The sequence below is a fragment of the Halorussus salilacus genome (assembly GCF_024138125.1).
Classification (GTDB): domain Archaea; phylum Halobacteriota; class Halobacteria; order Halobacteriales; family Haladaptataceae; genus Halorussus; species Halorussus salilacus.
The window spans coordinates 1,545,748-1,567,900 of sequence record NZ_CP099993.1; the positions used below are offsets into that span (position 1 = coordinate 1,545,748).

Sequence of the window (22,153 nt, forward strand, 5' to 3'; positions counted from 1 at the left end):
GTCGGGCGAGTCAGGTCACTCCACCACCGCGCTTCTCGAACGCCTCGTACTCCGCGTGTTCCAGCACCGCGCGCAGTTCCTGCACCATCTCCCACACGTCCTCGTAGCCGACGTACAGCGGCGACGGGCAGATTCGGACCACGTTCGGCGGCCGGAAGTCGACGACGACGCCCCGAGCCTTGAGGGCCTCGCTCACCCGGTAGGCCTCGGGATGCTCTATCGCGACGTGGCCGCCCCGGCGGTCGGGGTCGCGGGGCGACCCGACCGCGCAGTCGTCGAGGAGCTCGTCGGCGAGGAAGACGAGGTACTCGGTGAGCGCGACCGACTTCTCGCGGACCGCCTCGACGCCGGTCCGGACGCTCCCGTCCCCGGCGTCCTCGAACACGTCGAGCGACCCCGCGAGCGGCGCGGCCGAGAGGACGGGCACCGTGCCGATCTGGTAGGCCCCGGCGGTCTCGGCCGGGGTGTAGGTCGGGTTCATCTCGAACTGGGTCTCCTTCTCGTGGCCCCACCACCCCGCGAGGGCGGGCGTCTCGCCGAAGAACCGGTCGTTCACGTACAGCCCCGCGATGGCTCCGGGTCCGGCGTTGAGGTACTTGTAACTGCACCAGACCGCGAAGTCGACGCCGACCGAAGAGAGGTCGTGGGGGACCGCGCCGACCGAGTGGGCGAGGTCGAAGCCCGCGAGCGCGCCGCGCTCGTGGGCGGTCTCGGTGATGCGTTCGAGGTCGAGCAGCTGGCCGCTCCGGTAGAGCACGGAGGGCATGAAGACGATGGCGGTGTCGTCGTCGATGGCGTCGATCACGTCCTCCTCCGCGACGGTCCGGCCGTCACGGCTCTCGACCACGGTGAGCGCCTCGTCGGGGTCGGCACCGTGCTGGCGCAACTGGGCGCGAATCGCGTAGTGGTCGGTCGGGAAGTCGAGTTCGTTCACGACGACCGTCGACCCCTCCGCTCGGTCGTAGAAGGTCCCCACGAGCGTGTGGATGTTGACCGTCGTGGAGTTGGCGACCACGACCTCTTCGGGGTCCGCGCCGACGAGGGGCGCGAGGCGGGCCCCCAGTTGCTCGCCGTAGCGGAACCACGGCGGGTCGGCGTCGGTCCACCCGCGGATGGCGAGGTCGCGCCACTCCTCGACCGCCGAGTCGAGCGCCGCCTCGGCGTCGGCCGAGAGCAGGCCGAGCGAGTTGCCGTCGGCGTACAGCGCGTCGTCGGGGTCGTAGAACCGGTCGGCGAGACCCGCGAGCGGGTCTCGCTCGTCGCGGCGGGCCGCGAAGTCGGCCCCGAGTTCGAAGTCCATGCCGGAATCGAGCGCCGCGTCGGGCATAGTCCTTTGGCAATCGGGCGTCTACGCCGAGTCATGACCGAACCCCTGCGCAGCGAACTGGACCCGGAGGCGGCCGCCGTCGTCCGGGAGATCGAAGCCGAGGGCGTCCCCGAGTGGTCGTCGCTGTCGGTCGAGTCGGCCCGGCGAGTCGAGGACGAGGTCTTCTCGGGCGGCGACCCGCCCGAAGTGGAGTTCGTCCGCGACCTCTCGATACCGGGTTCCGAGAGCGAGATTCCGATCCGAGTCTACCGGCCCGGGGTCGCCTCGGGCGACCCCGGGCCGGAAGGTACCGACTCCGCCTTCGGCGACGACCTGCCCGTCCTCGTCTACTACCACGGCGGTGGGTGGGTCCTCGGGACGCTCGACTCCATCGACGGGGTGTGTCGCCGACTCGCCCGCCGCGGGGAGTGCGTGGTGGTCTCGGTCGACTACCGACTCGCGCCCGAACACCCCTTCCCCGCGGCGGTCGAGGACGCCCGCGCCGCGCTCCGGTGGGTCGCCGAGAACGCGGGAGCGTTCGGCGGCGACCCCGAGCGAGTCGCGGTCGGCGGCACGAGCGCGGGTGGGAACCTCGCGGCGGTCACCGCGCTCGGGGCCCGAGCGTCGGGAGGCCGACCGACCCCCGCCCGACAGTTCCTGTTCTACCCCATCACCGACCGCGCCTTCGACACCGATTCGTACGCCGAGAACGCCGAGGGCCCGCTCCTGACGCGGGCCGACATGGAGTGGTTCTGGGACCACTACCTCCGCAGCGAGGTCGACGCCGCGAACCCCTACGCGTCGCCGCTGCGGGCGCGGGACCTCTCGGGGCTTCCCCCGGCGACGGTCCTCACCGCCGGGTTCGACCCCCTCCGCGACGAGGGAATCGCCTACGCCGAGCGACTCGCCGACGCTGGCGTCGAGGTCCGACACGACCACTACCCCGGCATGGTCCACGGCTTCCTCAGCGCGAGCGAGTCGATAGCGGTCGCCGACGAGGCGCTCGACGAGGTCGCAGAAGAATTGCGCGCGCTGTGACTACCGGTCGGTGTCGGGGGACGAGTCGCCGGGGACCGTCCCGTCGTCGGTGACGGGCTTTCCGTCCTCGGTCGGAGGCGCGATGAAGTCGACGAACTCCTCGACGCTCGGGTCCTCGACCCGGACCCGGACGTGGATGTCGCCGAGTTCGTCGGGGTTGCCGACCGCGAAGTTGACGACGCCCTGGAAGGCGGCCTGCTTCTTCAAGTCGAACGAGAAGGTGTCTCCCCGCCGGGACCCGAAGAACTCCCCGCGGGCGGTGTCGAGTATCTCCCGGCGGTGGAGCAGTTCCGAGAAGTGGTCGAGCGAGTGGGTCTCGGCGACGAGTTCGCCGTGGCCCTCCTCTATCTCTGCGCCGGGGAAGACGTTCGTGACGGCGTCGGCGACGCGGTCGGGTATCTCGGTGTCGTTGACGGGCGCGGTCACCTGCACGTCGACGCTGTATATCATGGCGTCTCCGTGGGTTCGAGCGCCTCGACGCCCTCGGTCAGCAGGGCGCGAATCTCCTCGTGGAACGATTCGAGCGACGAGGTGTTGCGAATCGACACGTCGGCGCGCGCGATGGCGTCGTCCATGCCGAACCCGCGCTCGCGCTCGTCGCGCTCGTGCAACGACTCGCCGTCGTCGGTGTTGTCCCGACCGCGCTCGGAGACGCGCTCGGCCCGGAGGTCGAATGGGGCCTCGATGCTGACCAGCACGAACGCGCCGCCGAACGCCTCCTCGAACCGCTCGACCTCGACGCCCGCGCGGATGCCGTCGACGAGGACGGTGTCGCTGTCTTCGAGCGCCTCCTCGATGACGGGCAACGAGCGCTGGGCGATGGCGTCCGGCCCGTTCTCCTCGCGGAGCGCGGAGGCGATCTCGCCGTGGTGCTCGGCCGGGTCGAGACCGCGGTCCCGACACTCCCGGCGAATCACGTCGCCCATCGTGACCACCGGAACGCCGAGGTCCTCGGCGACCGAGGCGGCCTCGCTCTTGCCGCTTCCGGGCAGGCCCACGGTTCCGATTACTCTCATCGGGTTGGGATAGTGCGGAGTTGGGCATAAGCGCTGTGTTCCGGCGTCCCGGGAACGCCCCGTTCCGGGAGGAAGTGGAATCCTAAGACCTTTTGACGGGGCGGTCCGAATGAAGCGGTGAGGGCACGTAGCTCAGTCTGGATAGAGCGTCGGACTTCTATCCCGGTCGGTGTCTGTGAGGCGATTCTCGCCTCGCCGTTCCGGACGGGGAAGACATCCGACGGTCGTGGGTTCAAATCCCATCGTGCCCGTGCAGGACACTCTTATTTTGGATTTCGTTCATTAGTTGAAAAGTGCGGCCCACTCTGTTCGTTGCAGTGCTTTGACCGCTGGACTGAGGAGTATTTGCAGTAGAACTTGACCATGATATGGAGGAGATTGTTGATCACTTGTACGCCTCATGAAAATCAAGTGTTCCTCAGGAAAATGTTGAACGTATGGTTCAGAACGGTGGTGATATCTCCCTATCTTGATAGTCAGGGTAGAAATTCAAAGGCGACGGAGTGGTCAACTACCATATTAAAGACACCACCTACAATCACTGGCTCGAGCACTAGATGGTTTCTATAAGTGAGGTTACAATACAGGCTAGTTTTATTGACCCCTTGTACGTCAGAGAGGTCATGGATGAGTTTGAACGATTTGATCCGCTAGAGAAAGCGAGGGAAGGACTTCAAAAGGAAGCAATGAAACAGCGGGTAAAAAACATTATCCGTAGTTATCGGTCAGCGGCGGACGTATTAGCAGAGCCTGTTCAAAACGCGATGGACGAATTGGAAAGGGCACAGAACGAAGGCTTAGATGATGCTGACCGGATTGAAGTCCGCATTAACGTCCAGAAAAATGAGATTGAAGTAGTGGACACTGGTCGCGGAATGGCTTCAGAGAACCTCCAAGAATGGATTGCGCCGGATTTCACAGATAAGCGATCACTTTTTCGGGAAGGCAGAGTTAGGGGCCATAAAGGCGTAGGAATGACTTTTCTGGCGTATGGTTTTAACCACTTTGTTGTGGAATCAAAGACTAATTCAGAACATTATAGACTACGATTGGAGGATGGAAGGTCCTGGGTGGAAAATCCAGACGATACTGCGCCTGCGCCAGAAGCCGAAATCGAACGAGATATCACAGACGGGCTTGATACTCATGGCACACTTATCCGCATTAGGACAGATAATCAATCTCAACCCAGTAACCTTCCCAAAACTTTCAATAACGTAGACATGACCGCGGCCCTGATAGAGCGTCAAACAGCTATCGGGGTTGTCTCCCCACCCAACCGATATGAAGCAAATGTTGAAGCAAATCTAGTATATACTGATAGCAGTGGTGATACCGAAAGTAGGGAACTAAATGCAGAATATCGCTATCCTCATCAAAAGATTCCGGAAGAATGGGAGGCATTTGATCTTGGCAAGTATATCGAATCATTGACTGAAGAAGAGAATATCGAGCCAGATACTAAGGATAAGAATCGCTACAGAGCAGTCTATCGGTATTTCAAACCAGAGAAACTTAAGGAATATGTTGGTGAATCTGAGGGGGAAGAACTGGGAAGCCCAGAAGAGATTAAGAACTATATTGACAAACATGAAGTACACGCTTATGTTTTGTTCGCATACAGTGTGAATTATAGAGAAAGGATAGAAGAATACTGGGAGGTCCCAGGGAATAGACGGCTTCATTATCCCGGTGTAAGAGTCGCTACGGACGGAATGGTATCATCTTGGAGACGTGACGTGAGTTTAACTCGAGCTGCGGGGAACAAGGACCGCACTTGGATTGTCTATCATTTCAGAGATGTCGAACCAGACTTAGGAAGGAAGAATTTCCCCCAAGAGGTACATGACATAATCGCTACAACCCAGCAACGATTTGTGAGGGAGATGGTTAATAAGGGACGTGTATTCTTACTCCCTGCTCGTGATCCAACCGGACCGCCGGAACCCGAAGACGAGGACCCACCAGCTGTCAAAGCGTATAAACGTAGAGAGACTCCATTAACCCCCACCCATATTACAGAGATCGGTGATATTTACTATGGTTCAGAGCCAAAAAAAGAACAAGATGTGATCGCACTTTTCAATCAATTAGTTGGAATGGGGTTTTTAAATGGCTACCAACCAGTTTACTTTGATGAAACCTACACATATGATTCATATATTGACTTTTCTTATGAGAAAGTCCACTCTAAGATCCTTGACACTCTCCCAGGGGATGATGACAGAGACGGTGCCGAACTGGTCACAGAATTCAAATATAACGGCTCGTCTATTCTGGATGATATAGTTAACCAAACGAAGGATTGGGGGGACATAGATCTGTTAGTGTGCTGGAATGTCGAACGGAAGAAACGTTCAACTAGCGGTGATGATATCGAATTTATCCATCCTACATCACCAACGGAGCGTGAATTCCCGGGTGTAACTCATGTTGCAACAGTAGGAAGCAAAGGTGATGAACCAGTATATACAATTAGTCTAAAAGAATTATTGGAGACAACCACTTCGTAGTAGACGAGTCTTCATTCTCTATCCATTATGTATTTTGTTGTTATCTGTCGTTAAAGTCTGCTGATCTTTCTTGCACTCCAAATCAGAGCGTAGTCGCTCGTTTTGGAGAGGACCGTCGGCGTTGCGGACGGCGCGCCGTACACCGCGAGATACCGAATCGGCGGGACGGTGACCTAACTGGTTCGAATGGAGGTCGGCAGAAACGCTACGACCACCTTTGTCGCGGGCTGACGGTCGCCGTGAGAGGGAGAGCGATAGCGGGTCGTTCCGGCAGAACAGAAAGCTTACGTTCCGACTGTGGGACGCCTCGCGAGTGTCCAGCCCTCCCGATTCCCGCTATCGATTCAGCACCGCCACGCTCGACTGGGCGCGAGACGAACACGCGACGCTTCGCGAGTGGCCCGCCCGACGCGCCGACCCCGACAGCCTCCGAGCGGAACTGTTGGCGCGGTCGCTCCGGTCGCTCCTCGACCGACTGCGCCCCTGAGTCCGGCCCTCAGAGCAGTCGGCCGATGTCGTCGATGTCGGACCGACAGAACGGGCACCGATAGTTCGTCTGGAAGTCGTTGCGCTGGGCGACGGTCCGGGTTTCGAGTTCGTGCATCGCGATACTGCGACCGCAGTCGGGACACGATACCTTCGTCACGGAACAGGCGTCTCTGGCCCAAACACTTAAATTTGAGTGTAAGGAATGCAGAGGAATCTCGCGACGGAGGATTCGATTCGCCCGCGAGAATCGGGGAGTCCTCGGGGCCGGTCGTGATAGAAGTCCTTGGAATCGTCTCGGGCCCCAACGTCCGGCTGGCTTGGACGACTCGCCCCCACCGTTCGAGACCGAGGAGGGAACGCTCAGCCCTCGAAATCGTCTTCGAACCGGAAGGTCCCAGTTCGACCTTTTTCCTCGTCGAGTCGCCTTCGGCGACTCTCCTCGCAAAAACGTCGATGAAAAAGACCGCCCTACTCCTCGAAGCCGTCTTCGAACCGGAACGTCCCGTTGCGCTGGACGATTTCGCCGTCGACCGCGATGTACGAGTCCTCGGCCATGTCCACGATCATGTCGACGTGGACCGCCGATTCGTTGCCCGTCTCGCCCTCGGGCAGGCACTCGTCGTAGGCCCGACCGACCGCGAGGTGGACGGTGTCGCCCATCTTCTCGTCGAACAGCATGTTGTAGGTGAACCGGTCGATGTCGCGGTTCATCCCGATGCCGAGTTCGCCCAGACGCCGCGCGCCCTCGTCGGTGTCGAGCACGGAGGCGAGCACCTCCTCGTTCTTGCTGGCGGCGTGGTCGACGACCTCGCCGCCCTCGAACCGGAGGTAAGCGTCCTCGACCTCGTGGCCCTGATGGATGAGCGGCTTGTCGAACAGCACCTCGCCTTCGACCGAGTCGGCGACCGGTGCGGTGAACACCTCGCCGCCGGGGAGGTTGTTCTTGCCGTGGTCGTTGATGGTGGTCATCCCCTCGACGCTCATAGTGAGGTCGGTGGTGTCGCCCGAGACGATGCGGACCTCCTCGCCCGCGTCGAGGATGTCGACCATCCGCTGTTGGTGTTCCTTCTGTGCCTCCCAGTCCTTGCCGACCGCCGACCAGACGAACTCCTCGTACTCCTCAGTGGACATCTCTGCGTTCTGGGCGTCGGCTGGCGCGGGGAACTGGGTCAGCACCCACGTCGTGTCCAGAATCTCCTCGCGGATCGGCAGGTGGGCCTTCTGGAACGCCGACATCGTCTCGCCGGGCACGTCACTCATCTCGGCGACGTTGTCGTGGGCCCGGGCGTGAATCCACACGTCTGCGGCCTCCGCCAGCGCGAGTTCGTGGTCCGGCGTGTCGAGGCCGTCGGGGTCGACGGCACGCAGGAACGCCGCGCGGGTCGCATCCTTGCGGTACGAGACGTGGAGCGGGAACCCGCCGCGCTCGCCGACGACCTCGCTGAGCGCGAGCGTCAGGTCTTCGGCCGCGGGCGGCGCGCTGATGACGACGTTGTCGCCCGGCTCGACTTCCGTGGAGTGGTCGACGACGGTTTCGGCGTGTTCTCGAATCCGAGGGTCCATGCAAAAAAGTGCGACCGAGGGCAGGAAACCGCTTTCGGTATCGGGCGTCGCGGTCGGAGGTCCGCCGCCATCGCGGAGTATTTGACGCGCCGCGAGCAAGGGAGAGCCATGATAGACCTCCGGAGCGACACCGTGACGAAACCCGACGACGCGATGCGGGAGGCCGCCCGCGACGCCGAGGTCGGCGACGACGTGTACGGCGAGGACCCGACGGTCAACGAACTCGAAGCCCGCGCGGCCGACCTCGTGGGCTTCGAGGACGCCCTCTACGTCCCGACCGGAACCATGGGCAATCAGGTCGCGGTCCGAACCCACACCGACCGGGGTCAGGAGGTGCTGACCGAGCGCGAGAGCCACGTCGTCAAGTGGGAACTCGGCGGCATGGCCCAGCTGGCGAACCTCCAGGTCCGGACGGTCGACGGCGGCCCGCGCGGGATTCCGACGCCCGAACAGGTCCGCGAGGAGTACGTCGAGGAGGACCTCCACCGGCCCGGGACCGGCCTCCTCACCCTCGAAAACACCCACAACAGCAAGGGCGGGGTCGCGGCCGCGCCCGAGAAGGTCGACGCGGTCGCGGAGGCCGCCCACGACCTCGGCGTGCCGGTCCACCTCGACGGCGCGCGGGTGTGCAACGCCGCGGTCGCCAACGACGTTCCGCCCGCGCGGATGACCGAGTGCGTCGACTCGGTGATGTTCTGCCTCTCGAAGGGTCTGGGTGCGCCCGTCGGGTCGATTCTCGCGGGTGACGCCGAGTTCGTCGAGCGCGCCCGGCGCAATCGGAAGCTGTTCGGCGGCGGGATGCGACAGGCCGGAGTCATCGCCGGGCCGGGCCTGCTGGCGCTGGAGAACGTCGAGCGGCTCGCCGACGACCACGAGAGCGCCCGCGAACTCGCCGAGCGACTCGGGGAGGTCGAGGGCCTCGACGTACAGGAACCCGAGACGAACATCGTCCTCGTGAACACCGAGGGCGCTGGCCTCACCGCCGAGGAGTTCCTCGGGGCGTGCGAGGACGCGGGCGTGGCGGGCGTCGAGTTCGACACACACGTCGCGCGCTTCTGTACGCACTGGGACGTCGACGGCGAGGATGTCGCCGAGGCGGCCGAGCGCGTGCGCGAGGCGGTCGAGAACTGAGTTCGGTCTCCGTTATCGGCGACCGTTCTCCATGCCCTCGCGGAACCCGGTGACGGTCCGACGGATGAACAGGTACGCGAACAGCACGACGAGGAGCAGAAGGCCGACGAAGCCGAGGAAGAGTGGATCGTTGAACACGGATTCCATACGTCGGTGTATCGGTTCACTAACCAAATTCGTTTCGACGCCCGACCGGCAGAAGTGTAACAACATTCATGGGACGGGGGTGTCTAGACCGACGCATGGCTGATCTGTTGCCCTCCACGTCGGACGCGACAGCACCCCAGACCGCGGAGCCGCGGGTCATCGGGGTCGACAGCGACGACGCCGACGACCTCCTCGGGGCGCTCTCCTCGTCGACGGCCCGAGAGTTGCTCGCCGCCCTCCACGAGGAGCCCGCCACCCCCTCCGCGGTCGCCGACGACGTCGACACCTCGCTCCAGAACGCCCAGTACCACCTCGGCAAACTCGAAGAGGCAGACGTCATCGAGGTCGTCGACACCGTCTACTCCGAGAAGGGCCGCGAGATGAAGGTGTACGCGCCCACCGACCAACCGCTCGTCGTGTTCGCCGGGAACGAGGAGGACACGACCGGACTGAAGTCGGCGCTCTCGCGGCTGTTGGGGGCGTTCGGTGCGCTCGGCCTGCTGAGTCTCGCGGTCCAGTACGCGGTGGGCGACGGGCTGGACGGCTTGCTCGGCGGGGGTCAGGAGACCTCCGGGTCGGCCGACGTGCAGATGTCGGCCGAGAGTACCGACGCCGTCCAGCAGTCCGCCGAAGCCGCAGGGAGTGCGGTACCGCCCGGCCTCCTCTTTTTCGCAGGGGGCGCGCTCATCCTCGCGCTCGGGTTCGCGTGGTGGTACTACGCGAACCGATGAGCCGATTTCGACTACTCCGACGATAACTAAAACGGGATTTTGAGCTTACGGGAAGTACTTGGTAGTAGCCACTGTAGGAGGAAGTGGACCCGCCCGGTTCGGCCCTCCGCGCCGATTGGTCCCCGCGCTGCCGCGGTCTGCCCCTCCAATCGATTCGGTCCCCCGCGCGCTTCGGCCCTCCCACACCATTGTCACCCCCACCATTGTCGACCCACACACCACTGTCAACTTCGCCACCATCATCGACCCCGACATCTCACCGAGACGTCCCGATCTCGAATGCTTCGACGACTGACCCGTCGCGGTGGCGTATCTCCCCGTCGAGACGCCCGTCCGCGGGCCGGAGTTCGACGTGAGTCGGCAGTCCGCCCCGCGGCTGGGCGTGACTACCGGGATTCAGTAACAGCACCTCGCCAGCGTCGGTGACCCCGTGGCGGTGGGAGTGGCCGAACACCACCGCGTCGGCGTCCTGCTGGCGGCCCAGCAGAGAGAGGCCGGTCGCACTCCGGCCGTCGCCGTGGGTCACCACGAACCGGACGCCCTCGGCCTCGAAGGTGCGCTCGGGCGGCAGGCGGTCGCGGACGCCGGGGGTCGCGTTGTTCCCGTAGACCGCGAAGAGGCGGTCGCTTTCCCCCTCGAAGGCGTCGAGGACCGACTCGGTGACGAAGTCCCCTGCGTGGACCACGAGGTCGGCCTCCCGGACCGCCTCGGCGGTCCGTCCTTCCAGTTGGTGGCCCGACCTGCTGTGGGTGTCCGAGACGATGGTTATCATCGTCCCGGGGTTGGGCCGCCGCCTTCCTGAGGGTTCCGCTCGCGGGCCACGCGCTCGGGACACCGGCCTCGGTGAGCGAGCGCGGGCCGCTCGGCGGCCCGCGCAATCACTTTCATATCCACCGGTCGAGAAGGCAGAGCAATGGCAGAGAGCAAATCGGTCGTCGTCGCCGCGTTGATAGCCAACGGCGCGATAGCGGTGTTGAAGTTCTTCGGATTCCTGCTGACCGGGAGCGCGGCGATGCTCTCGGAGACGTACCACTCCATCTCCGACACGGGCAATCAGGTGTTCCTGCTCATCGGCATCCGGTACAGCAACCGGGACGCGAGTCGCGGCCACCCCTTCGGGTACGGGAAGGCCGAGTTCTTCTACAGCTTTCTGGTGAGCGTCCTCCTGTTCGGCATCGCCGGGTGGGAGTCGGCGAAGCACGGCTACGACGCCATCACCCACCCCGGCGGCCACGGCGGAGCCGAGGCCGCCACCCTGCTGGGGTACACGTTCCCCTCGGTGTACGTCAACTACGTCGTCCTGCTCGGAGCCATCGCGTTCGAGACCTACGCCCTCAAGAAGGCGTGGGAGGGGATGAAGGCCGACATCGAGCAGCACGAGTGGAGCGGCCTGCGCGAGGCGTTCCGGAAGACCAGCAACGTGACCACCCTGACCGCGTTCACCGAGGACACCATCGCGCTGGTCGGGGCGGGCATCGCGCTGTTCGGCGTCTACCTCACGCGAGTCACGGGCAACTACATCTACGACGCGGTCTCGGCCCTGCTCATCGGCCTCATGCTGATGGGGTTCGCGCTCGCGCTGGCGTGGGAGAACAAGCGTCTCCTGCTTGGCGAGAGCCTCCCGAAGGACGAGGAGCGGAAACTCCGCCGCATCGTCGAGGACTGGGACGGCGTCGAGCGCATCGTCGACTTCCGGACGGTGTACTTCGGCCCGGAGCAGGTGATGCTCGCCACCGACATCGCGTTCGAGAGCGGCATCGCCACGGCGGAGATGGACGAGCGAATCACGGACCTAGAGCACGCGCTGATGGAGGCCAACGAGAGCCTGTTCAAGGTGTACGTCGAACCGGAGGGCAGGTCGGTGAACAGGGCCGACGTGGACCCGAGTCGCTAGTCGACGTGGAACCGAATCGCTAGTCGACGTACAGCGAGACCAGCTTCGACTCGATCCGCTGGAGGTGTTCGCCGACCGTCCCGGGAGCGACGTCGAGCTTCGCCGCGAGTTCGCGCTGGGTCGTCTCCCGGGGGACCTCGAAGTACCCCGCCGCCACCGCGAGTTCGAACAGTTCGAGCTGGCGGTCGGTCAACACGCCCGAGAGCCGACCGGTGTCGGGTTCGTACTCGCCGATGCGTTCGAGCGAGAGGTCGACGCCCTCCGGAAGGCTCGACGTAGCGCGCTGGATCGCCCTGCTCGTCCCGATGACCGTGAGCCGGAGACCGCGCGCGTCCTCGGTAGCGGTCGCGCGCATCGGCCAGTCGAGCACGATCTCGTGTTCGCGCAGGATGGCGAGGAGGTCGTCGACGAGACCGGCGGACCGACACTGGACGTACGCGAGGAGCCGACCGTCGGTACCGGTGACGTCGAACGTGACGACCTCCGGGCTGTCTGCGAGCATGGACGCCGCGGTCTCGCGGTCGCCCCGGAGTTCGAGGAGTTCGACGTACTGCCCCTCGTGGACCGGGCTGACGTACCGGATCGCGTCGAGTCCCACCGCGTCGGACGCGGCGAACACGTCGTCGAGGGGGTGGACCGACACGTCGGTCCACGTCAGGGTCACGGTCGCGTATCGCATCGTGGAACGCCGCGAGCTACGGGCCAAGTATTTAAATACACCTAGGATGCTCGGATACAGACGTAGATTCGTCGCTCCGCTAGGTCCACACGAATGAGTTCCGAGACGCCACCGAGTCGCGACGAGACGCCGCCGGGTCCGGATGGTCTCCCGATACTCGGCAATCAGCTCGCGTTCATCAGGGAACCCTACGAGTTCATGACACGGAACGCCCGGGAGTACGGCGACATCGTCCACTGGGAGGACCCGGGCGGGCCGGTCTACCAGCTCAATCACCCAGAGTACATCGAGCGGGTCCTCGTCCAGAACAACCAGAACTACGTCAAGGGCGAGAACTTCCAGAACATCCTCGGGCCCATCACTGGCGAGGGCATCCTGAACAGCGAGGGCGAGGTCTGGCGGCGGAACCGCCACCGCATCCAGCCCGCGTTCCACCCCGACCGCATCCGGGAGTACGCCGAGATGATGACCGACGAGACCGAGGCGCTCCTCGACGACTGGGACGACGGCGAGACCCGACTCGTCCACGAGGACATGATGACGGTGACCCTGCGCATCGTCGCGCGGGCGCTGTTCGGGGTCGACATCGGCGACCGGCTCCACACCGTGTCGTCGGCCCTCGACGAGTTCATGGACGCAACCGAGAGCCTCGCGAACTTCGTGTTGCCCCCGAGCGTCCCGACCCCCTCGCGGCGGCGAATCCGGCGCTCGCGCGAGCGCCTCGACCGGGTCGTCACCGAGATGATCGACAAGCGCAGGGCCGACCCCGGCGACGACGTCATCTCGATGCTACTCGAAGCCAGCGACGAGGAGGGTGTCGCGATGTCCGACGACCAGATCCGCGACGAGGTGACGACGCTCTTGCTCGCGGGCCACGAGACGACCGCGCTCTCGCTGACGCTGACGGCCCACGTCCTCGCGCGCCACCCCGAGGTCGAGGCGAAGCTACTCGCCGAACTGGAGTCGGTCCTCGACGGTCGGACGCCGACGATGGAGGACCTCCCGGAGTTGACCTACACCGAGCAGGTCGTCGAGGAGTCGATGCGGCTCTACCCGCCGGTGCCGGGAATCGTCCGCGAGCCGGTGAAACCCGACGTCATCGGTGGATACGAGATTCCGCCCGGGGCGACGGTGCGGATGCACCAGTGGGTGGTCCACCGCGACCCTCGGTGGTACGACGACCCCCTCGCGTTCCGGCCAGAGCGCTGGACCGACGACTTCGAGGGGTCGCTCCCGAAGCTGGCGTACTTCCCGTTCGCCGCCGGGCCCCGGCGGTGCATCGGCGACCGGTTCGCGATGCTAGAAGCCCGGCTCATCCTCGCGACCGTCTACCAGCGGTACCACCTCGAACTCGAACGCGGGACCGACCTCGACCTGATGGCGACCATCACCGCGCGCCCGAAACACGAGATTCCGATGACCGTTCGCGAGCGGCCGGTCGAGTGAGCAGGGCCGACGTTGCGGAGCAAACCGTTACGAGTCGTCCATCTCGAAGAGGCGCGAGAGGGTCACGCCCTCCAGTCGGACGAGCTCCTCGGCGATGTCGCTGTCCTCGTTCAATTGGTACATCGGACTTCCCCCCACGTCTCGGGTGTGTTCGACGACGCCGAGTTCCTGCAGGTCGTCGAGGTGGTCGTACACGGTGCTTCTGGCGACCCCCGCGAGCTTGGCGACGTAGCTCACGTTGAGGTCTCGGCCGCGCTCGCTCACGAACGCGGCGAGGATTTTGGTTCTGGCGGGCTGGCCGAAGAGGGGCGTGAAGGGACTGTCCTCGGCGTAGGAATCCAGGTCACCGTCTTCGTTTGCGAGAGCCATTTATACGTATTTCTGTAGATGCACGACGACTAAAGTGTTTTCCTTAAGCTACTCTATTGTATTGTAGAAGCAACAGACCTATAAACCATAATTGAGTCAATTGTGACTATATGTGAAAATGAAAGACCAGCATATCAGGAATCGAGTCGTGGAGAAACTCCTCCGCAACAGAGTCATCGGAAACCACAAAATCCGCGTCGATACCGCGGTCAATCGGTATCTCCCAAGCCACGAGCAGGGACGCGGCAAGGAACTCGTTCGAGAGATGATTCGCGACCCGGAAGGCCCGATTAAAGGCTACGGCGGAAGCCGGGACAACATTCGGCTCACGAGCAAGGAGGACGCGGTGGAGTTCCTGAAGAACAACGACGGCAACGTGCCGTTCGGCTTCGATTAGCTCCCCCCTGCACTTCCGCTACAGAGCGAGACTTTAAACCCCAAGACGAGCAAACCCTACGCCGTGGCAGAGACGAACGGGTACACGCGGTTCTTCCCCTACGAGGAGCCGTACGACAACCAGCGGGAGGCGATGGACCGCATCTACAACGCCTTCTCCCGGGGGCAGGACGTGCTGTTCGAGGGAGCCTGCGGCACGGGCAAGACGCTCTCCTCGCTGGTGCCCGCGCTGGAGTACGCCCGCGAGGAGGACAAGACGGTGGTCATCACCACCAACGTCCACCAGCAGATGCGCCAGTTCGTCGCGGAGGCCCGCGAGATAACCAAAGAGGAGTCGATCCGCGCGGTCGTGTTCCGCGGCAAGGGGTCGATGTGTCACATCGACGTGGGATTCGAGGAGTGTCAGGTCCTCCGCGATAACACCTACGAGGTCGTCGACGCCGAGCGCGATTTGCGGGAACTCGAAGCGCGCCAGCAGGAACTGCTCGAAGCCGGTCAGGACGGCGACGAGCGCGCGATGGAGGCCCGGAGCGCGGTGATGGACGAGTTAGAGCAAGTCGAGGAGACCGTGGCGAGCCTCGGCGAGCAGAACACCTGCGAGTACTACTACAACAACCTCGTCGGCGACAACGAGGAGTTCTACTCGTGGCTCTACGACGACGTGCGCACGCCCGACGACATCTACGAGTTCGCCGACGAGCAGACGCTCTGTGGCTACGAGCTCCTGAAGGACGGCATCGAGGGCGTCGACCTCGTGGTGTGCAACTACCACCACCTGCTCGACCCGATGATCCGCGAGCAGTTCTTCCGGTGGCTGGGTCGGGACCCCGAGGACGTCATCGCCATCTTCGACGAGGCCCACAACATCGAGGGCACCGCCCGGGAGCACGCCTCCCGGACCCTGACCGAGAACACCCTCGACTCGGCGCTCGACGAGCTACAGGAGTCGGACGACGCCCGGGCCGAACCCGCCTACAACGTCCTCTCGGCGTTCCGACGGGCGCTCGAAGAGACCTACGAGGATTCCTTCGGATTCGGCGACAGGGAGAGCGTGGGGGACAACTGGGAGGACGTGCCCATCTCGAACGACGACAGGCGCGACGACCTCACGCTCGAATTCCTCCAGCAGTACACCGGAAAGGGAATCGACACCGAACTCGAACTCGCGGTCCACCTCGGCCGGGAGCTGGACGAGGAGTACGAGGAGGCGTACAAGGACGGCGAGGCGACCACCCGACAGGAGTGTCAGACCCTGCAGGCCGCGAACTTCGTCCGGGACTTCATGGCCGAGGGGACCGAGTTGGGCCAGTACCCCGTCGTCTCCGTGCGCCGCGACGAGGCGACCGACGAGGTGTACGGCCGGGCGGAGCTGTACACCTGCATCCCCCGCGAGGTCACCGCCGACCTCTTCGGGGAGGTGTACGCCACGGTGCTGATGAGCGCGACCCTCCGGCCCTTCGACGTGATCGGGGACGTGCTGGGCCTCGAAGACCCCGTCTCGATTGCCTACGGCCTCCAGTTCCCCGAGGAGAACCGCCGGACCTTCGCGGTCGAGACGCCCGCCCTGTTTTCGAGCGAGCGCAACGACCCCGACACCCAAGCGTCCGTCGCGGGCGTCCTCCGAGACGCCGTGGAGTTCACCGCCGGGAACACCCTGCTGTTCTTCCCGAGCTACGCCGAGGCCGAGCGCTACCACGACCGACTCAACCGCGACCTCGACTCGACGGTCTACATGGACGAGCCCGGAATCTCGGTCGAGGAGCTCCGCCAGCGGTTCGTCGCCAGCGACGACGCCGCGCTGTTCACCTCGCTGTGGGGGACCCTCGCGGAGGGCGTGAGCTTCGACGGCGACGACGCCCGCACCGTGGTCGTCGTCGGGGTCCCCTACCCCCACCTGAGCGACCGGATGGAGGCGGTCCAGGAGGCCTACGACCGGACCTTCGCCGACCGCTCGGGCCGGGACTCGGGGTGGGAGTACGCGGTCGAGATTCCGACCATCCGGAAGACGCGTCAGGCCCTCGGCCGGGTCATCCGGTCGCCCGAGGACTTCGGCGTCCGGGTGCTCGTGGACAAGCGCTACACCCAGGCAGGCAGGCGCGAGATGGGCAAGTACAGCGTCCGCGAGACGTTCCCCGCCGAGGAGCGCGGGGAGATGATAGACATCGCGCCCGAGAAGCTGAAGTTCGCCATGCTGAACTTCTTCACCGACAACGACGCGTGGGAGGGCGGCCACCCGACGCCGTGAGCGGGCGGTGAGACCGTTCGAGAGCCGATTCTCGGCCGAAGGCGCTCCCGACGAGCGCGCCAGCGCTCGTCGGGAGCGCCTTCGGCCGGGAGGTCCGGGGCGGGAGCGCCTTCGGCCGGGAGGTCCGGGGCGGGAGCGCCTTCGGCCGGGAGGTCCGGGGCGGGAGCGCCTTCGGCCGGGAGGTCCGGGGCGGTCGAGCGACCGCCGGGCGACCGCCGAGCGCCCCGTTCCGCCACCCCGAAACCTAAGCCGCGTCTCCCCGAGGGTTCGGACATGGACACCCTCGTCCGCGACACCACGCTCCTGACGTTCCGCGACGACGCCCTCGGCATCGTCGAGAACGGCGCGTTGGGCATCTCCGGCGACGAAATCGCGTACGTCGGCCCCGCCTCGCAGTTCGAGGGGAGCGCCGACACCGTAATCGACGGCTCGGGCGCTGTAACGATTCCCGGCCTCGTGAACGCCCACGCTCACACCCGCCACACCCTCCTCCGGGGCGGCGCGCAGGACGTGCCCGAAATCGAGTGGATGAACCGCGCGCTCGGGCCGCTGGCGAACCACGCGACCCCCGAGGACGAGGTGGTCGGCTCGCGACTCGGCGTGCTGGAGGCGGTCCGGGGCGGCGTGACCACGATAGCGGAGTACTCGGGCGAGGTCGGCCGCCTCGTCGAGGAGGTGTACCGACCGCTCGGCGTCCGGACGGTCGCGGTCGAGACCGTAAACGAGGTGCCGGACGACCGCGCCGACCTCGGCCCCCGAGAGCTCTACCCCTTCGACCGCGGGAAGGGCGAGGCCGCGCTCGACCGCGCCGAGGCGCTGTTCGAGAGGTACGGAGACGACCCGCTCGTCGCCCCGGCCTACGGTCCGCAGGCGCTCGACATGGTCTCGGCAGACCTGCTCGCCGAAATCTGCTCGCGGGCGCGCGAGTACGGGCGAGACGTTCACATGCACGTCGCGCAGGGCGAGCGCGAGCGGTTGCAGGTCGAGGAGCGCTACGGGCGCGAGGAGTCCACGGTCTCGGTCCTCGACGACATGGGCGTCCTCGACGACTTCCTCGTCGCGGTCCACTGCCACGGGACGACCCCCGGCGAGCGCGAGCGACTGGTCGAGGGCGGCGCGCGGATGGTCGCCAACCCGAGTTCCATCGGGATGATAGACGGCGAGGTGCCGCCGGTCGCCGACTACCTCGACCGAGGCGGAATCGCGGGCGTGGGGACCGATCAGGCACCCGGACCGGGCCACCACGACCTGCTCCGGGAGGCCCGGACCGCCAGCCTCCTCTCGAAGGTCGAGTCGGGCGACCCCACCGCGCTCCCCTCGTGGAAGGCGCTCCGACTCGCGACCGTCGAGGGCGCGGAGGCGCTGGGCATCGCCGACGAGGTCGGCACGCTCGAAGAAGGCACGAAGGCCGACATCGTGACCGTGGACGTGGAGTCGCTGGGCATCGCGCCGACCGTCTCCGAGCCGTTCCACACCGCGGTACCGAACCTCGTCCACTCGACCACCGGCCGCGAGGTCCGGGACGTGTTCGTCGCCGGAGAGCCGATTCTCCGAGACGGCGAGTTCGTGGACGCCGACCCCGAGGCCGTCGTCGCGGAGGCGACCGAGCGCGCGACCCGAATCTTCGCCGACGCAGAGGACGACTGGCGCGCGGCCGACTCCGAACTGGTCGCGCGGGCCGACGAGGGGTGGCTGTAGGCAGACCGACGGACAGGTCGAATCAGACCGCGTCGAGCGCCCGCTCGACGCGGTCGGGGACGTGAGGCCGGAACGAAAACGCCTCCTCGCCGACCTCTCGGGGCGCGAAGAACCGAACGTCGGCGGCGTCGGACCCCGCCGTCGGCGTCCCCTCGGTCTCGGCGAACGACACGGCGTACACGATGGAGACGGCGCGCTTGCCCCTGAAGGGCGCGAGCAGTTCGGCGTCGACCAGCGAGAGCGCCGAGGGGTCGACGCCGACGCCGGTCTCCTCCCGGAGTTCCCGCGCGGCGGCGACTTCTGGTTGCTCGTCGACCTCCATGTGACCGCCGGGAATCGTCCACTCGCCGACCCCCGGCGGGACCGCGCGCTCGACCAGCAGGACCGACTCGCCGTCGACCACCGCGACCGCGGCACAGGGCGCGGGGTTCTGCCAGATGACGCGCTCGCAGGACGGACAGTAGCGTCGCTCCCTCTCCTCGATTTCGCGGGCGGTGGTCGCGCTACCGCAGTCCGGGCAGTAGTCGGCCGGTCGGACCGTCACGACTTCAGACCACTCCCCGTCAGCGGAACCACCACGTCGTCGTCGGGGTCGAGGACGCCGCGCTCGCGGAAGGCCGCGAGCGCGGCGGGCGCGACCGCCGAGGTCGGTTCGACGTAGAACCCCCCGCGGTGAAGGCGGTCGAGCGCGTCGGCCACCGGCGCTTCGCCGAGCGCGAGGGCGTCGCCGTCGGTCGCGTCGATGGCGTCAAGGATCTGGTCCTTCCGGGTGGGGTCGAAAATCTGGATGCCGTCGGCCACGTCGTTGTCGCCCGCGGCTTCGTCGGGACCGTGGAGTTCGTCGGCGATGGGGGCGTACCCCTCTGCCTGCGCGCCGAGCAGGCGGGGCATCCGGTCGGTCCAGCCCGCGTCCATCAGGGCGCGAAAGCCCCGGTAGGCTCCCAGAAACAGCGTGCCGTGTCCGAGCGGCGTCACCACGGCGTCGGGCACGTCCCAGTCGCGCTGGGCCGCGACCTCGAAGGCGAACGTCGCGGTGCCCGCGAAGAACGCGGGGTTCCACGCGTGGCTGGCGTACCACGCCTCGTCGTCGGATTCGACCGCCTCGACGCACGCGTCGGTCACGTCCTGTCGCGACCCCTCGATTCTCACGGGGGTCGCGCCGACGCGCTCGACGGCCGCGAGCTTCGAGGGCTTGGCGTCGGCCGGAACGTAGATGTCGGCGTCGATGCCCGCTCGGGCGGCGTACTGGGCGACGGCCGCGCCCGCGTTGCCCGAGGAGTCCTCGACGACGCGGGAGACGCCCAGTTCGGCGGCCCGCGAGAGCGTGGTGGTCGCGCCCCGGTCCTTGAAGCTCCCCGAGGGGAAGACGTACTCCAGTTTGAACTGGACGTTGGGGGCCCAGTCCGCAGTATCGGGGCGCTGGAGCGGGGTAAAGCCCTCGCCGAGCGTGACGCGCTCGGAGAACGGGAGGAAGTCGGCGAACGCCCACAGGCCCTCCCGAGCGTCGAGTTCCGAGAAATCGGGCGCGGGACCGTCCGGGAGGGGTCGGTCGGCGAGTTCGAGGGGGTGGCCGCAGTCGCATCGCCACGGCTCGTCCGGTCCGGCGTCGTAGGTGCGGCCGCAGGCGGGGCACGCGAGGTCGGACGGAGCGGTAGAGGCGGGAGCCATCTCAGAATTCGTCGACGTTGGTCCCGACCGAGCAGACGTACTCGCCGGTCGCGACCTGCGGGAGGCGGCGCGACCGCCAGAAGATGCCCGAGTCGTCGGCCGAGACCTCTGCCTTCAGCCGACCGAACGGGTCGGTCACCTCGAAGAGCACGTCGCCGGGCTCGACCTCGTCGCCGAGGTCCTTCCGGAAGTCGACCAGACCGCCGACGGGCGAGCCGTAGCGGTCGAAGCCGGTCGCACGAGTCTGGGGGTCGGTCTCGACCTCGCCGTCGAGGAAGCCGTAGTGACGCAGGACGTTGAACACGCCCTCGACGCCGTACCGGATGCTCTCGTCGTCCCACCCGATACAGCCGCCGAGTTCGGGGTCGATGGTCGGGATGCCCTCGTCGGGGCCGACCCGGGCGAGCTGGCCGTCGGGACCCTTCTGGTCGAGGACGTGGCCGCAACCGAACACCTTCGCGAGTTCGAGGCAGTCGTCGTGGAGGCGGTGGCGCTGGCCGCACCGGACCCGGACCTCGTTTATCATCCGGCTGGTCGACCCCTGATGGAGGTCGAGGATGTAGTCGGCGCGGGTCGCGGCCTCGAACGTCGCGGCCGCGATGCGCTCGCTGGAGGTCCCCGACTCGTTGCCGGGGTAGGCCCGGTTCATCTTGGTGTCGTCGATGGGGTTGCGGTGCTCCGCGACCTGGAACGCGTGGTAGTTCACGATGCCCACCACCAGAATCGTCCCCGAGAGCTCCGCTGGCGAAATCTGGGGAATCGCGCGCTGGAGCACGCCGAGTCCGTTGAGTTCGTCGCCGTCGCTGACCGCCTGCAGATAGAGCGTCGGGCCCTCCTCGGCCCCGTTCAGGACCGCGACCGGAAGACCGAAGTCGCTTCCGTCGCGCGTTTCGCCGACCTGCAGTCGCCCGGTGTCCATCTCCCCGGGGGCCGCACTCGCCGTTCCGAGCGTCGTCATTACCCATAACGGACGGCTACTCGCCCTTTAGCGGTTCGGTATGGGCGAAATGATAATGACAACTAGATTAGAATTACGGCGGGTGTCGAGCGTACCGAGGGCCGCGGGGTCGAGCCTACAGTCCGACCCACGAGGTCGGGTCGGCACATCCGGGGAGGTGCCAGCGTTGCTCGGGTCGGCCGTTCTTCTCGCGGAGTTCGATTCGGGCGTCGAAGAGGGGAGCGAGGCGTCGGACGGTCTTCGAGTCGTCGGGGAGCGGGAGGTGGTAGTGGGCCATCCCGGACGAGCCCTCGACGTGGTCGCCGACGGCGGTCACGAACCGCTCGACGGCGGCCGTGTCGTGGCGGTTCACGAGGAACGAGAGCGTGAACAGCGAGACGCGGAGTTCGGCGGAATCGAACCCCGAGTTGGCGATCTTCGCGGTGGCGATGGCGTTGCAGAGTCGCGTCTGGAGGTCGTTCAAGTCGCTTCGCGACCACCCCGGGCCGGTCGGACGCGCCGACTCGGCCGACGCCGACCGCGTCCCGAACTCGGGGTCGACGACGTGAACCGCGTCGTCCGACGGCGAGACGCCAGCGGGCAGGAGGTTCGGCACGTCCCCCACATCTTGGTCGGTGAGCGCGAGGACCCGCGTTCGCGGGAGTTCCGAAGACCCCATGAGTTTGCGCGTCATCCGCTGAGAGACCGCTTCTCGCACCTCACCGGTGACCAGCAGATTACAGCCTCGTCGTTTCAGGGCCCGCAACCGTTCGTGGAAGGTCTCGCTTCCGGCACCCGCTCGGTCGTCGTTCATTTGCGTGGTGAGAGGACCCGATACGGTTTAAAATTTTTTACTTTCTCAATAGATTAAATAGTTCGAAGACACA

Annotated in this window: 23 protein-coding genes and 1 tRNA gene; 11 read left to right on the top strand and 13 right to left on the bottom strand. The window is 65.6% G+C overall.

What is annotated here, in order from left to right:
• Positions 1-10 precede the first annotated feature (10 nt).
• Positions 11-1,300: a kynureninase gene (gene kynU / locus NGM10_RS08020; protein ID WP_253476943.1), complete on the bottom strand. Its 1,290-nt coding sequence runs from the start codon at positions 1,298-1,300 to the stop codon at positions 11-13.
• Positions 1,301-1,360: 60 nt separating this feature from the next.
• Here kynU and lipP1 point away from each other — a divergent pair, with 60 nt between their 5' ends.
• A complete protein-coding gene (lipP1, locus tag NGM10_RS08025; protein ID WP_253476947.1) occupies positions 1,361-2,344 on the top strand; it encodes a LipP1 family hormone-sensitive lipase in 984 nt (327 codons plus the stop codon).
• Here the strand turns inward: lipP1 and NGM10_RS08030 are convergent, their stop codons facing one another.
• Entirely contained in the window at positions 2,345-2,794 is a 450-nt protein-coding gene (locus NGM10_RS08030; RefSeq protein ID WP_253476950.1) for an RNA-binding domain-containing protein, read from the bottom strand. It lies immediately after the preceding gene.
• A complete protein-coding gene (locus tag NGM10_RS08035; RefSeq protein ID WP_253476954.1) occupies positions 2,791-3,360 on the bottom strand; it encodes an AAA family ATPase in 570 nt (189 codons plus the stop codon). The genes NGM10_RS08030 and NGM10_RS08035 overlap by 4 nt, the downstream gene beginning before the upstream one ends.
• 121 nt (positions 3,361-3,481) lie before the next feature.
• Here NGM10_RS08035 and NGM10_RS08040 point away from each other — a divergent pair.
• The 3 genes from NGM10_RS08040 to NGM10_RS08050 all read left to right on the top strand — a co-directional run bounded on the left by NGM10_RS08040 (position 3,482) and on the right by NGM10_RS08050 (position 6,360).
• Positions 3,482-3,611, top strand: a tRNA-Arg gene (locus NGM10_RS08040).
• Between the two features lie 372 nt (positions 3,612-3,983).
• On the top strand, positions 3,984-5,873 hold the full coding sequence (locus NGM10_RS08045; RefSeq protein ID WP_253476957.1) for an ATP-binding protein: 1,890 nt from the start codon (positions 3,984-3,986) through the stop codon (positions 5,871-5,873).
• Positions 5,874-6,186: 313 nt separating this feature from the next.
• A complete protein-coding gene (locus tag NGM10_RS08050; RefSeq protein WP_253476960.1) occupies positions 6,187-6,360 on the top strand; it encodes a hypothetical protein in 174 nt (57 codons plus the stop codon).
• A 9-nt stretch (positions 6,361-6,369) separates the two neighbouring features.
• On the opposite strand, the gene NGM10_RS08055 is transcribed toward NGM10_RS08050, so the two are convergent.
• Complete coding sequence (locus NGM10_RS08055) at positions 6,370-6,519, bottom strand: hypothetical protein (protein WP_253476962.1); 150 nt, start codon at positions 6,517-6,519, stop codon at positions 6,370-6,372.
• A gap of 311 nt (positions 6,520-6,830) precedes the next feature.
• Positions 6,831-7,925: an aminopeptidase gene (locus NGM10_RS08060; protein WP_253476964.1), complete on the bottom strand. Its 1,095-nt coding sequence runs from the start codon at positions 7,923-7,925 to the stop codon at positions 6,831-6,833.
• A 108-nt stretch (positions 7,926-8,033) separates the two neighbouring features.
• On the opposite strand from NGM10_RS08060, the gene NGM10_RS08065 reads away from it, so the two are divergent.
• Entirely contained in the window at positions 8,034-9,056 is a 1,023-nt protein-coding gene (locus NGM10_RS08065) for a threonine aldolase family protein (protein ID WP_253476968.1), read from the top strand.
• A 12-nt stretch (positions 9,057-9,068) separates the two neighbouring features.
• Here the strand turns inward: NGM10_RS08065 and NGM10_RS18185 are convergent, their stop codons facing one another.
• Positions 9,069-9,203, bottom strand: coding sequence for a DUF7859 family protein (locus tag NGM10_RS18185; protein WP_256504078.1), 135 nt, complete (start codon positions 9,201-9,203; stop codon positions 9,069-9,071).
• A gap of 95 nt (positions 9,204-9,298) precedes the next feature.
• Here NGM10_RS18185 and NGM10_RS08070 point away from each other — a divergent pair, with 95 nt between their 5' ends.
• Complete coding sequence (locus tag NGM10_RS08070) at positions 9,299-9,934, top strand: ArsR/SmtB family transcription factor (protein WP_253476971.1); 636 nt, start codon at positions 9,299-9,301, stop codon at positions 9,932-9,934.
• 256 nt (positions 9,935-10,190) lie between these two features.
• On the opposite strand, the gene NGM10_RS08075 is transcribed toward NGM10_RS08070, so the two are convergent.
• On the bottom strand, positions 10,191-10,706 hold the full coding sequence (locus NGM10_RS08075; RefSeq protein WP_253476974.1) for a metallophosphoesterase: 516 nt from the start codon (positions 10,704-10,706) through the stop codon (positions 10,191-10,193).
• A 141-nt stretch (positions 10,707-10,847) separates the two neighbouring features.
• Between NGM10_RS08075 and NGM10_RS08080 the strand changes: the two genes are divergently transcribed.
• A complete protein-coding gene (locus NGM10_RS08080; RefSeq protein WP_253476978.1) occupies positions 10,848-11,828 on the top strand; it encodes a cation diffusion facilitator family transporter in 981 nt (326 codons plus the stop codon).
• Between the two features lie 19 nt (positions 11,829-11,847).
• Here NGM10_RS08080 and NGM10_RS08085 read toward each other — a convergent pair whose 3' ends face one another.
• On the bottom strand, positions 11,848-12,507 hold the full coding sequence (locus NGM10_RS08085) for a helix-turn-helix domain-containing protein (protein ID WP_253476981.1): 660 nt from the start codon (positions 12,505-12,507) through the stop codon (positions 11,848-11,850).
• A 93-nt stretch (positions 12,508-12,600) separates the two neighbouring features.
• Between NGM10_RS08085 and NGM10_RS08090 the strand changes: the two genes are divergently transcribed.
• Positions 12,601-13,953: a cytochrome P450 gene (locus tag NGM10_RS08090; protein ID WP_253476985.1), complete on the top strand. Its 1,353-nt coding sequence runs from the start codon at positions 12,601-12,603 to the stop codon at positions 13,951-13,953.
• A gap of 27 nt (positions 13,954-13,980) precedes the next feature.
• Here the strand turns inward: NGM10_RS08090 and NGM10_RS08095 are convergent, their stop codons facing one another.
• The gene (locus NGM10_RS08095; RefSeq protein ID WP_253476988.1) at positions 13,981-14,322 is read right to left on the bottom strand and encodes a winged helix-turn-helix domain-containing protein; all 342 of its coding nucleotides are present in this window, start codon (positions 14,320-14,322) and stop codon (positions 13,981-13,983) included.
• Positions 14,323-14,440: 118 nt separating this feature from the next.
• On the opposite strand from NGM10_RS08095, the gene NGM10_RS08100 reads away from it, so the two are divergent.
• The 3 genes from NGM10_RS08100 (at position 14,441) to NGM10_RS08110 (ending at position 18,661) form a co-directional block, all read left to right on the top strand.
• A complete protein-coding gene (locus NGM10_RS08100) occupies positions 14,441-14,719 on the top strand; it encodes a hypothetical protein (RefSeq protein ID WP_253476992.1) in 279 nt (92 codons plus the stop codon).
• 63 nt (positions 14,720-14,782) lie between these two features.
• A complete protein-coding gene (locus tag NGM10_RS08105) occupies positions 14,783-16,963 on the top strand; it encodes an ATP-dependent DNA helicase (RefSeq protein ID WP_253476995.1) in 2,181 nt (726 codons plus the stop codon).
• Between the two features lie 273 nt (positions 16,964-17,236).
• Positions 17,237-18,661 (top strand): amidohydrolase family protein, encoded by a 1,425-nt coding sequence (locus NGM10_RS08110; RefSeq protein ID WP_253476998.1) that lies wholly within the window; start codon positions 17,237-17,239, stop codon positions 18,659-18,661.
• Between the two features lie 22 nt (positions 18,662-18,683).
• On the opposite strand, the gene NGM10_RS08115 is transcribed toward NGM10_RS08110, so the two are convergent.
• From NGM10_RS08115 to NGM10_RS08130, 4 genes are all read right to left on the bottom strand, one after another.
• Positions 18,684-19,205: an NUDIX domain-containing protein gene (locus NGM10_RS08115; RefSeq protein WP_253477001.1), complete on the bottom strand. Its 522-nt coding sequence runs from the start codon at positions 19,203-19,205 to the stop codon at positions 18,684-18,686.
• Positions 19,202-20,329, bottom strand: coding sequence for a pyridoxal-phosphate dependent enzyme (locus NGM10_RS08120; protein ID WP_253477004.1), 1,128 nt, complete (start codon positions 20,327-20,329; stop codon positions 19,202-19,204). Before NGM10_RS08120 ends, NGM10_RS08115 begins: the two co-directional genes overlap by 4 nt.
• A gap of 1 nt (position 20,330) precedes the next feature.
• Positions 20,331-21,287 carry a succinylglutamate desuccinylase/aspartoacylase family protein gene (locus NGM10_RS08125; RefSeq protein ID WP_253477007.1) on the bottom strand — a complete coding sequence of 319 codons (957 nt, stop codon included), beginning with the start codon at positions 21,285-21,287 and terminating at the stop codon, positions 20,331-20,333.
• Between the two features lie 115 nt (positions 21,288-21,402).
• Positions 21,403-22,080, bottom strand: coding sequence for a DUF7504 family protein (locus NGM10_RS08130; RefSeq protein ID WP_253477010.1), 678 nt, complete (start codon positions 22,078-22,080; stop codon positions 21,403-21,405).
• Between the last annotated feature and the right edge of the window lie 73 nt (positions 22,081-22,153).

Excerpts from the sequence above, each read along its gene's own strand:
- kynU (WP_253476943.1), bottom strand. The coding sequence starts at position 1,300 with ATGGACTTCGAACTCGGGGCCGACTTCGCGGCCCGCCGCGACGAGCGA.
- lipP1 (WP_253476947.1), top strand. The coding sequence starts at position 1,361 with ATGACCGAACCCCTGCGCAGCGAACTGGACCCGGAGGCGGCCGCCGTC.
- NGM10_RS08030 (WP_253476950.1), bottom strand. The coding sequence starts at position 2,794 with ATGATATACAGCGTCGACGTGCAGGTGACCGCGCCCGTCAACGACACC.
- NGM10_RS08035 (WP_253476954.1), bottom strand. The coding sequence starts at position 3,360 with ATGAGAGTAATCGGAACCGTGGGCCTGCCCGGAAGCGGCAAGAGCGAG.
- NGM10_RS08045 (WP_253476957.1), top strand. The coding sequence starts at position 3,984 with ATGGATGAGTTTGAACGATTTGATCCGCTAGAGAAAGCGAGGGAAGGA.
- NGM10_RS08060 (WP_253476964.1), bottom strand. The coding sequence starts at position 7,925 with ATGGACCCTCGGATTCGAGAACACGCCGAAACCGTCGTCGACCACTCC.
- NGM10_RS08065 (WP_253476968.1), top strand. The coding sequence starts at position 8,034 with ATGATAGACCTCCGGAGCGACACCGTGACGAAACCCGACGACGCGATG.
- NGM10_RS18185 (WP_256504078.1), bottom strand. The coding sequence starts at position 9,203 with ATGGAATCCGTGTTCAACGATCCACTCTTCCTCGGCTTCGTCGGCCTT.
- NGM10_RS08070 (WP_253476971.1), top strand. The coding sequence starts at position 9,299 with ATGGCTGATCTGTTGCCCTCCACGTCGGACGCGACAGCACCCCAGACC.
- NGM10_RS08075 (WP_253476974.1), bottom strand. The coding sequence starts at position 10,706 with ATGATAACCATCGTCTCGGACACCCACAGCAGGTCGGGCCACCAACTG.
- NGM10_RS08080 (WP_253476978.1), top strand. The coding sequence starts at position 10,848 with ATGGCAGAGAGCAAATCGGTCGTCGTCGCCGCGTTGATAGCCAACGGC.
- NGM10_RS08085 (WP_253476981.1), bottom strand. The coding sequence starts at position 12,507 with ATGCGATACGCGACCGTGACCCTGACGTGGACCGACGTGTCGGTCCAC.
- NGM10_RS08090 (WP_253476985.1), top strand. The coding sequence starts at position 12,601 with ATGAGTTCCGAGACGCCACCGAGTCGCGACGAGACGCCGCCGGGTCCG.
- NGM10_RS08095 (WP_253476988.1), bottom strand. The coding sequence starts at position 14,322 with ATGGCTCTCGCAAACGAAGACGGTGACCTGGATTCCTACGCCGAGGAC.
- NGM10_RS08100 (WP_253476992.1), top strand. The coding sequence starts at position 14,441 with ATGAAAGACCAGCATATCAGGAATCGAGTCGTGGAGAAACTCCTCCGC.
- NGM10_RS08110 (WP_253476998.1), top strand. The coding sequence starts at position 17,237 with ATGGACACCCTCGTCCGCGACACCACGCTCCTGACGTTCCGCGACGAC.
- NGM10_RS08120 (WP_253477004.1), bottom strand. The coding sequence starts at position 20,329 with ATGGCTCCCGCCTCTACCGCTCCGTCCGACCTCGCGTGCCCCGCCTGC.
- NGM10_RS08125 (WP_253477007.1), bottom strand. The coding sequence starts at position 21,287 with ATGACGACGCTCGGAACGGCGAGTGCGGCCCCCGGGGAGATGGACACC.
- NGM10_RS08130 (WP_253477010.1), bottom strand. The coding sequence starts at position 22,080 with ATGAACGACGACCGAGCGGGTGCCGGAAGCGAGACCTTCCACGAACGG.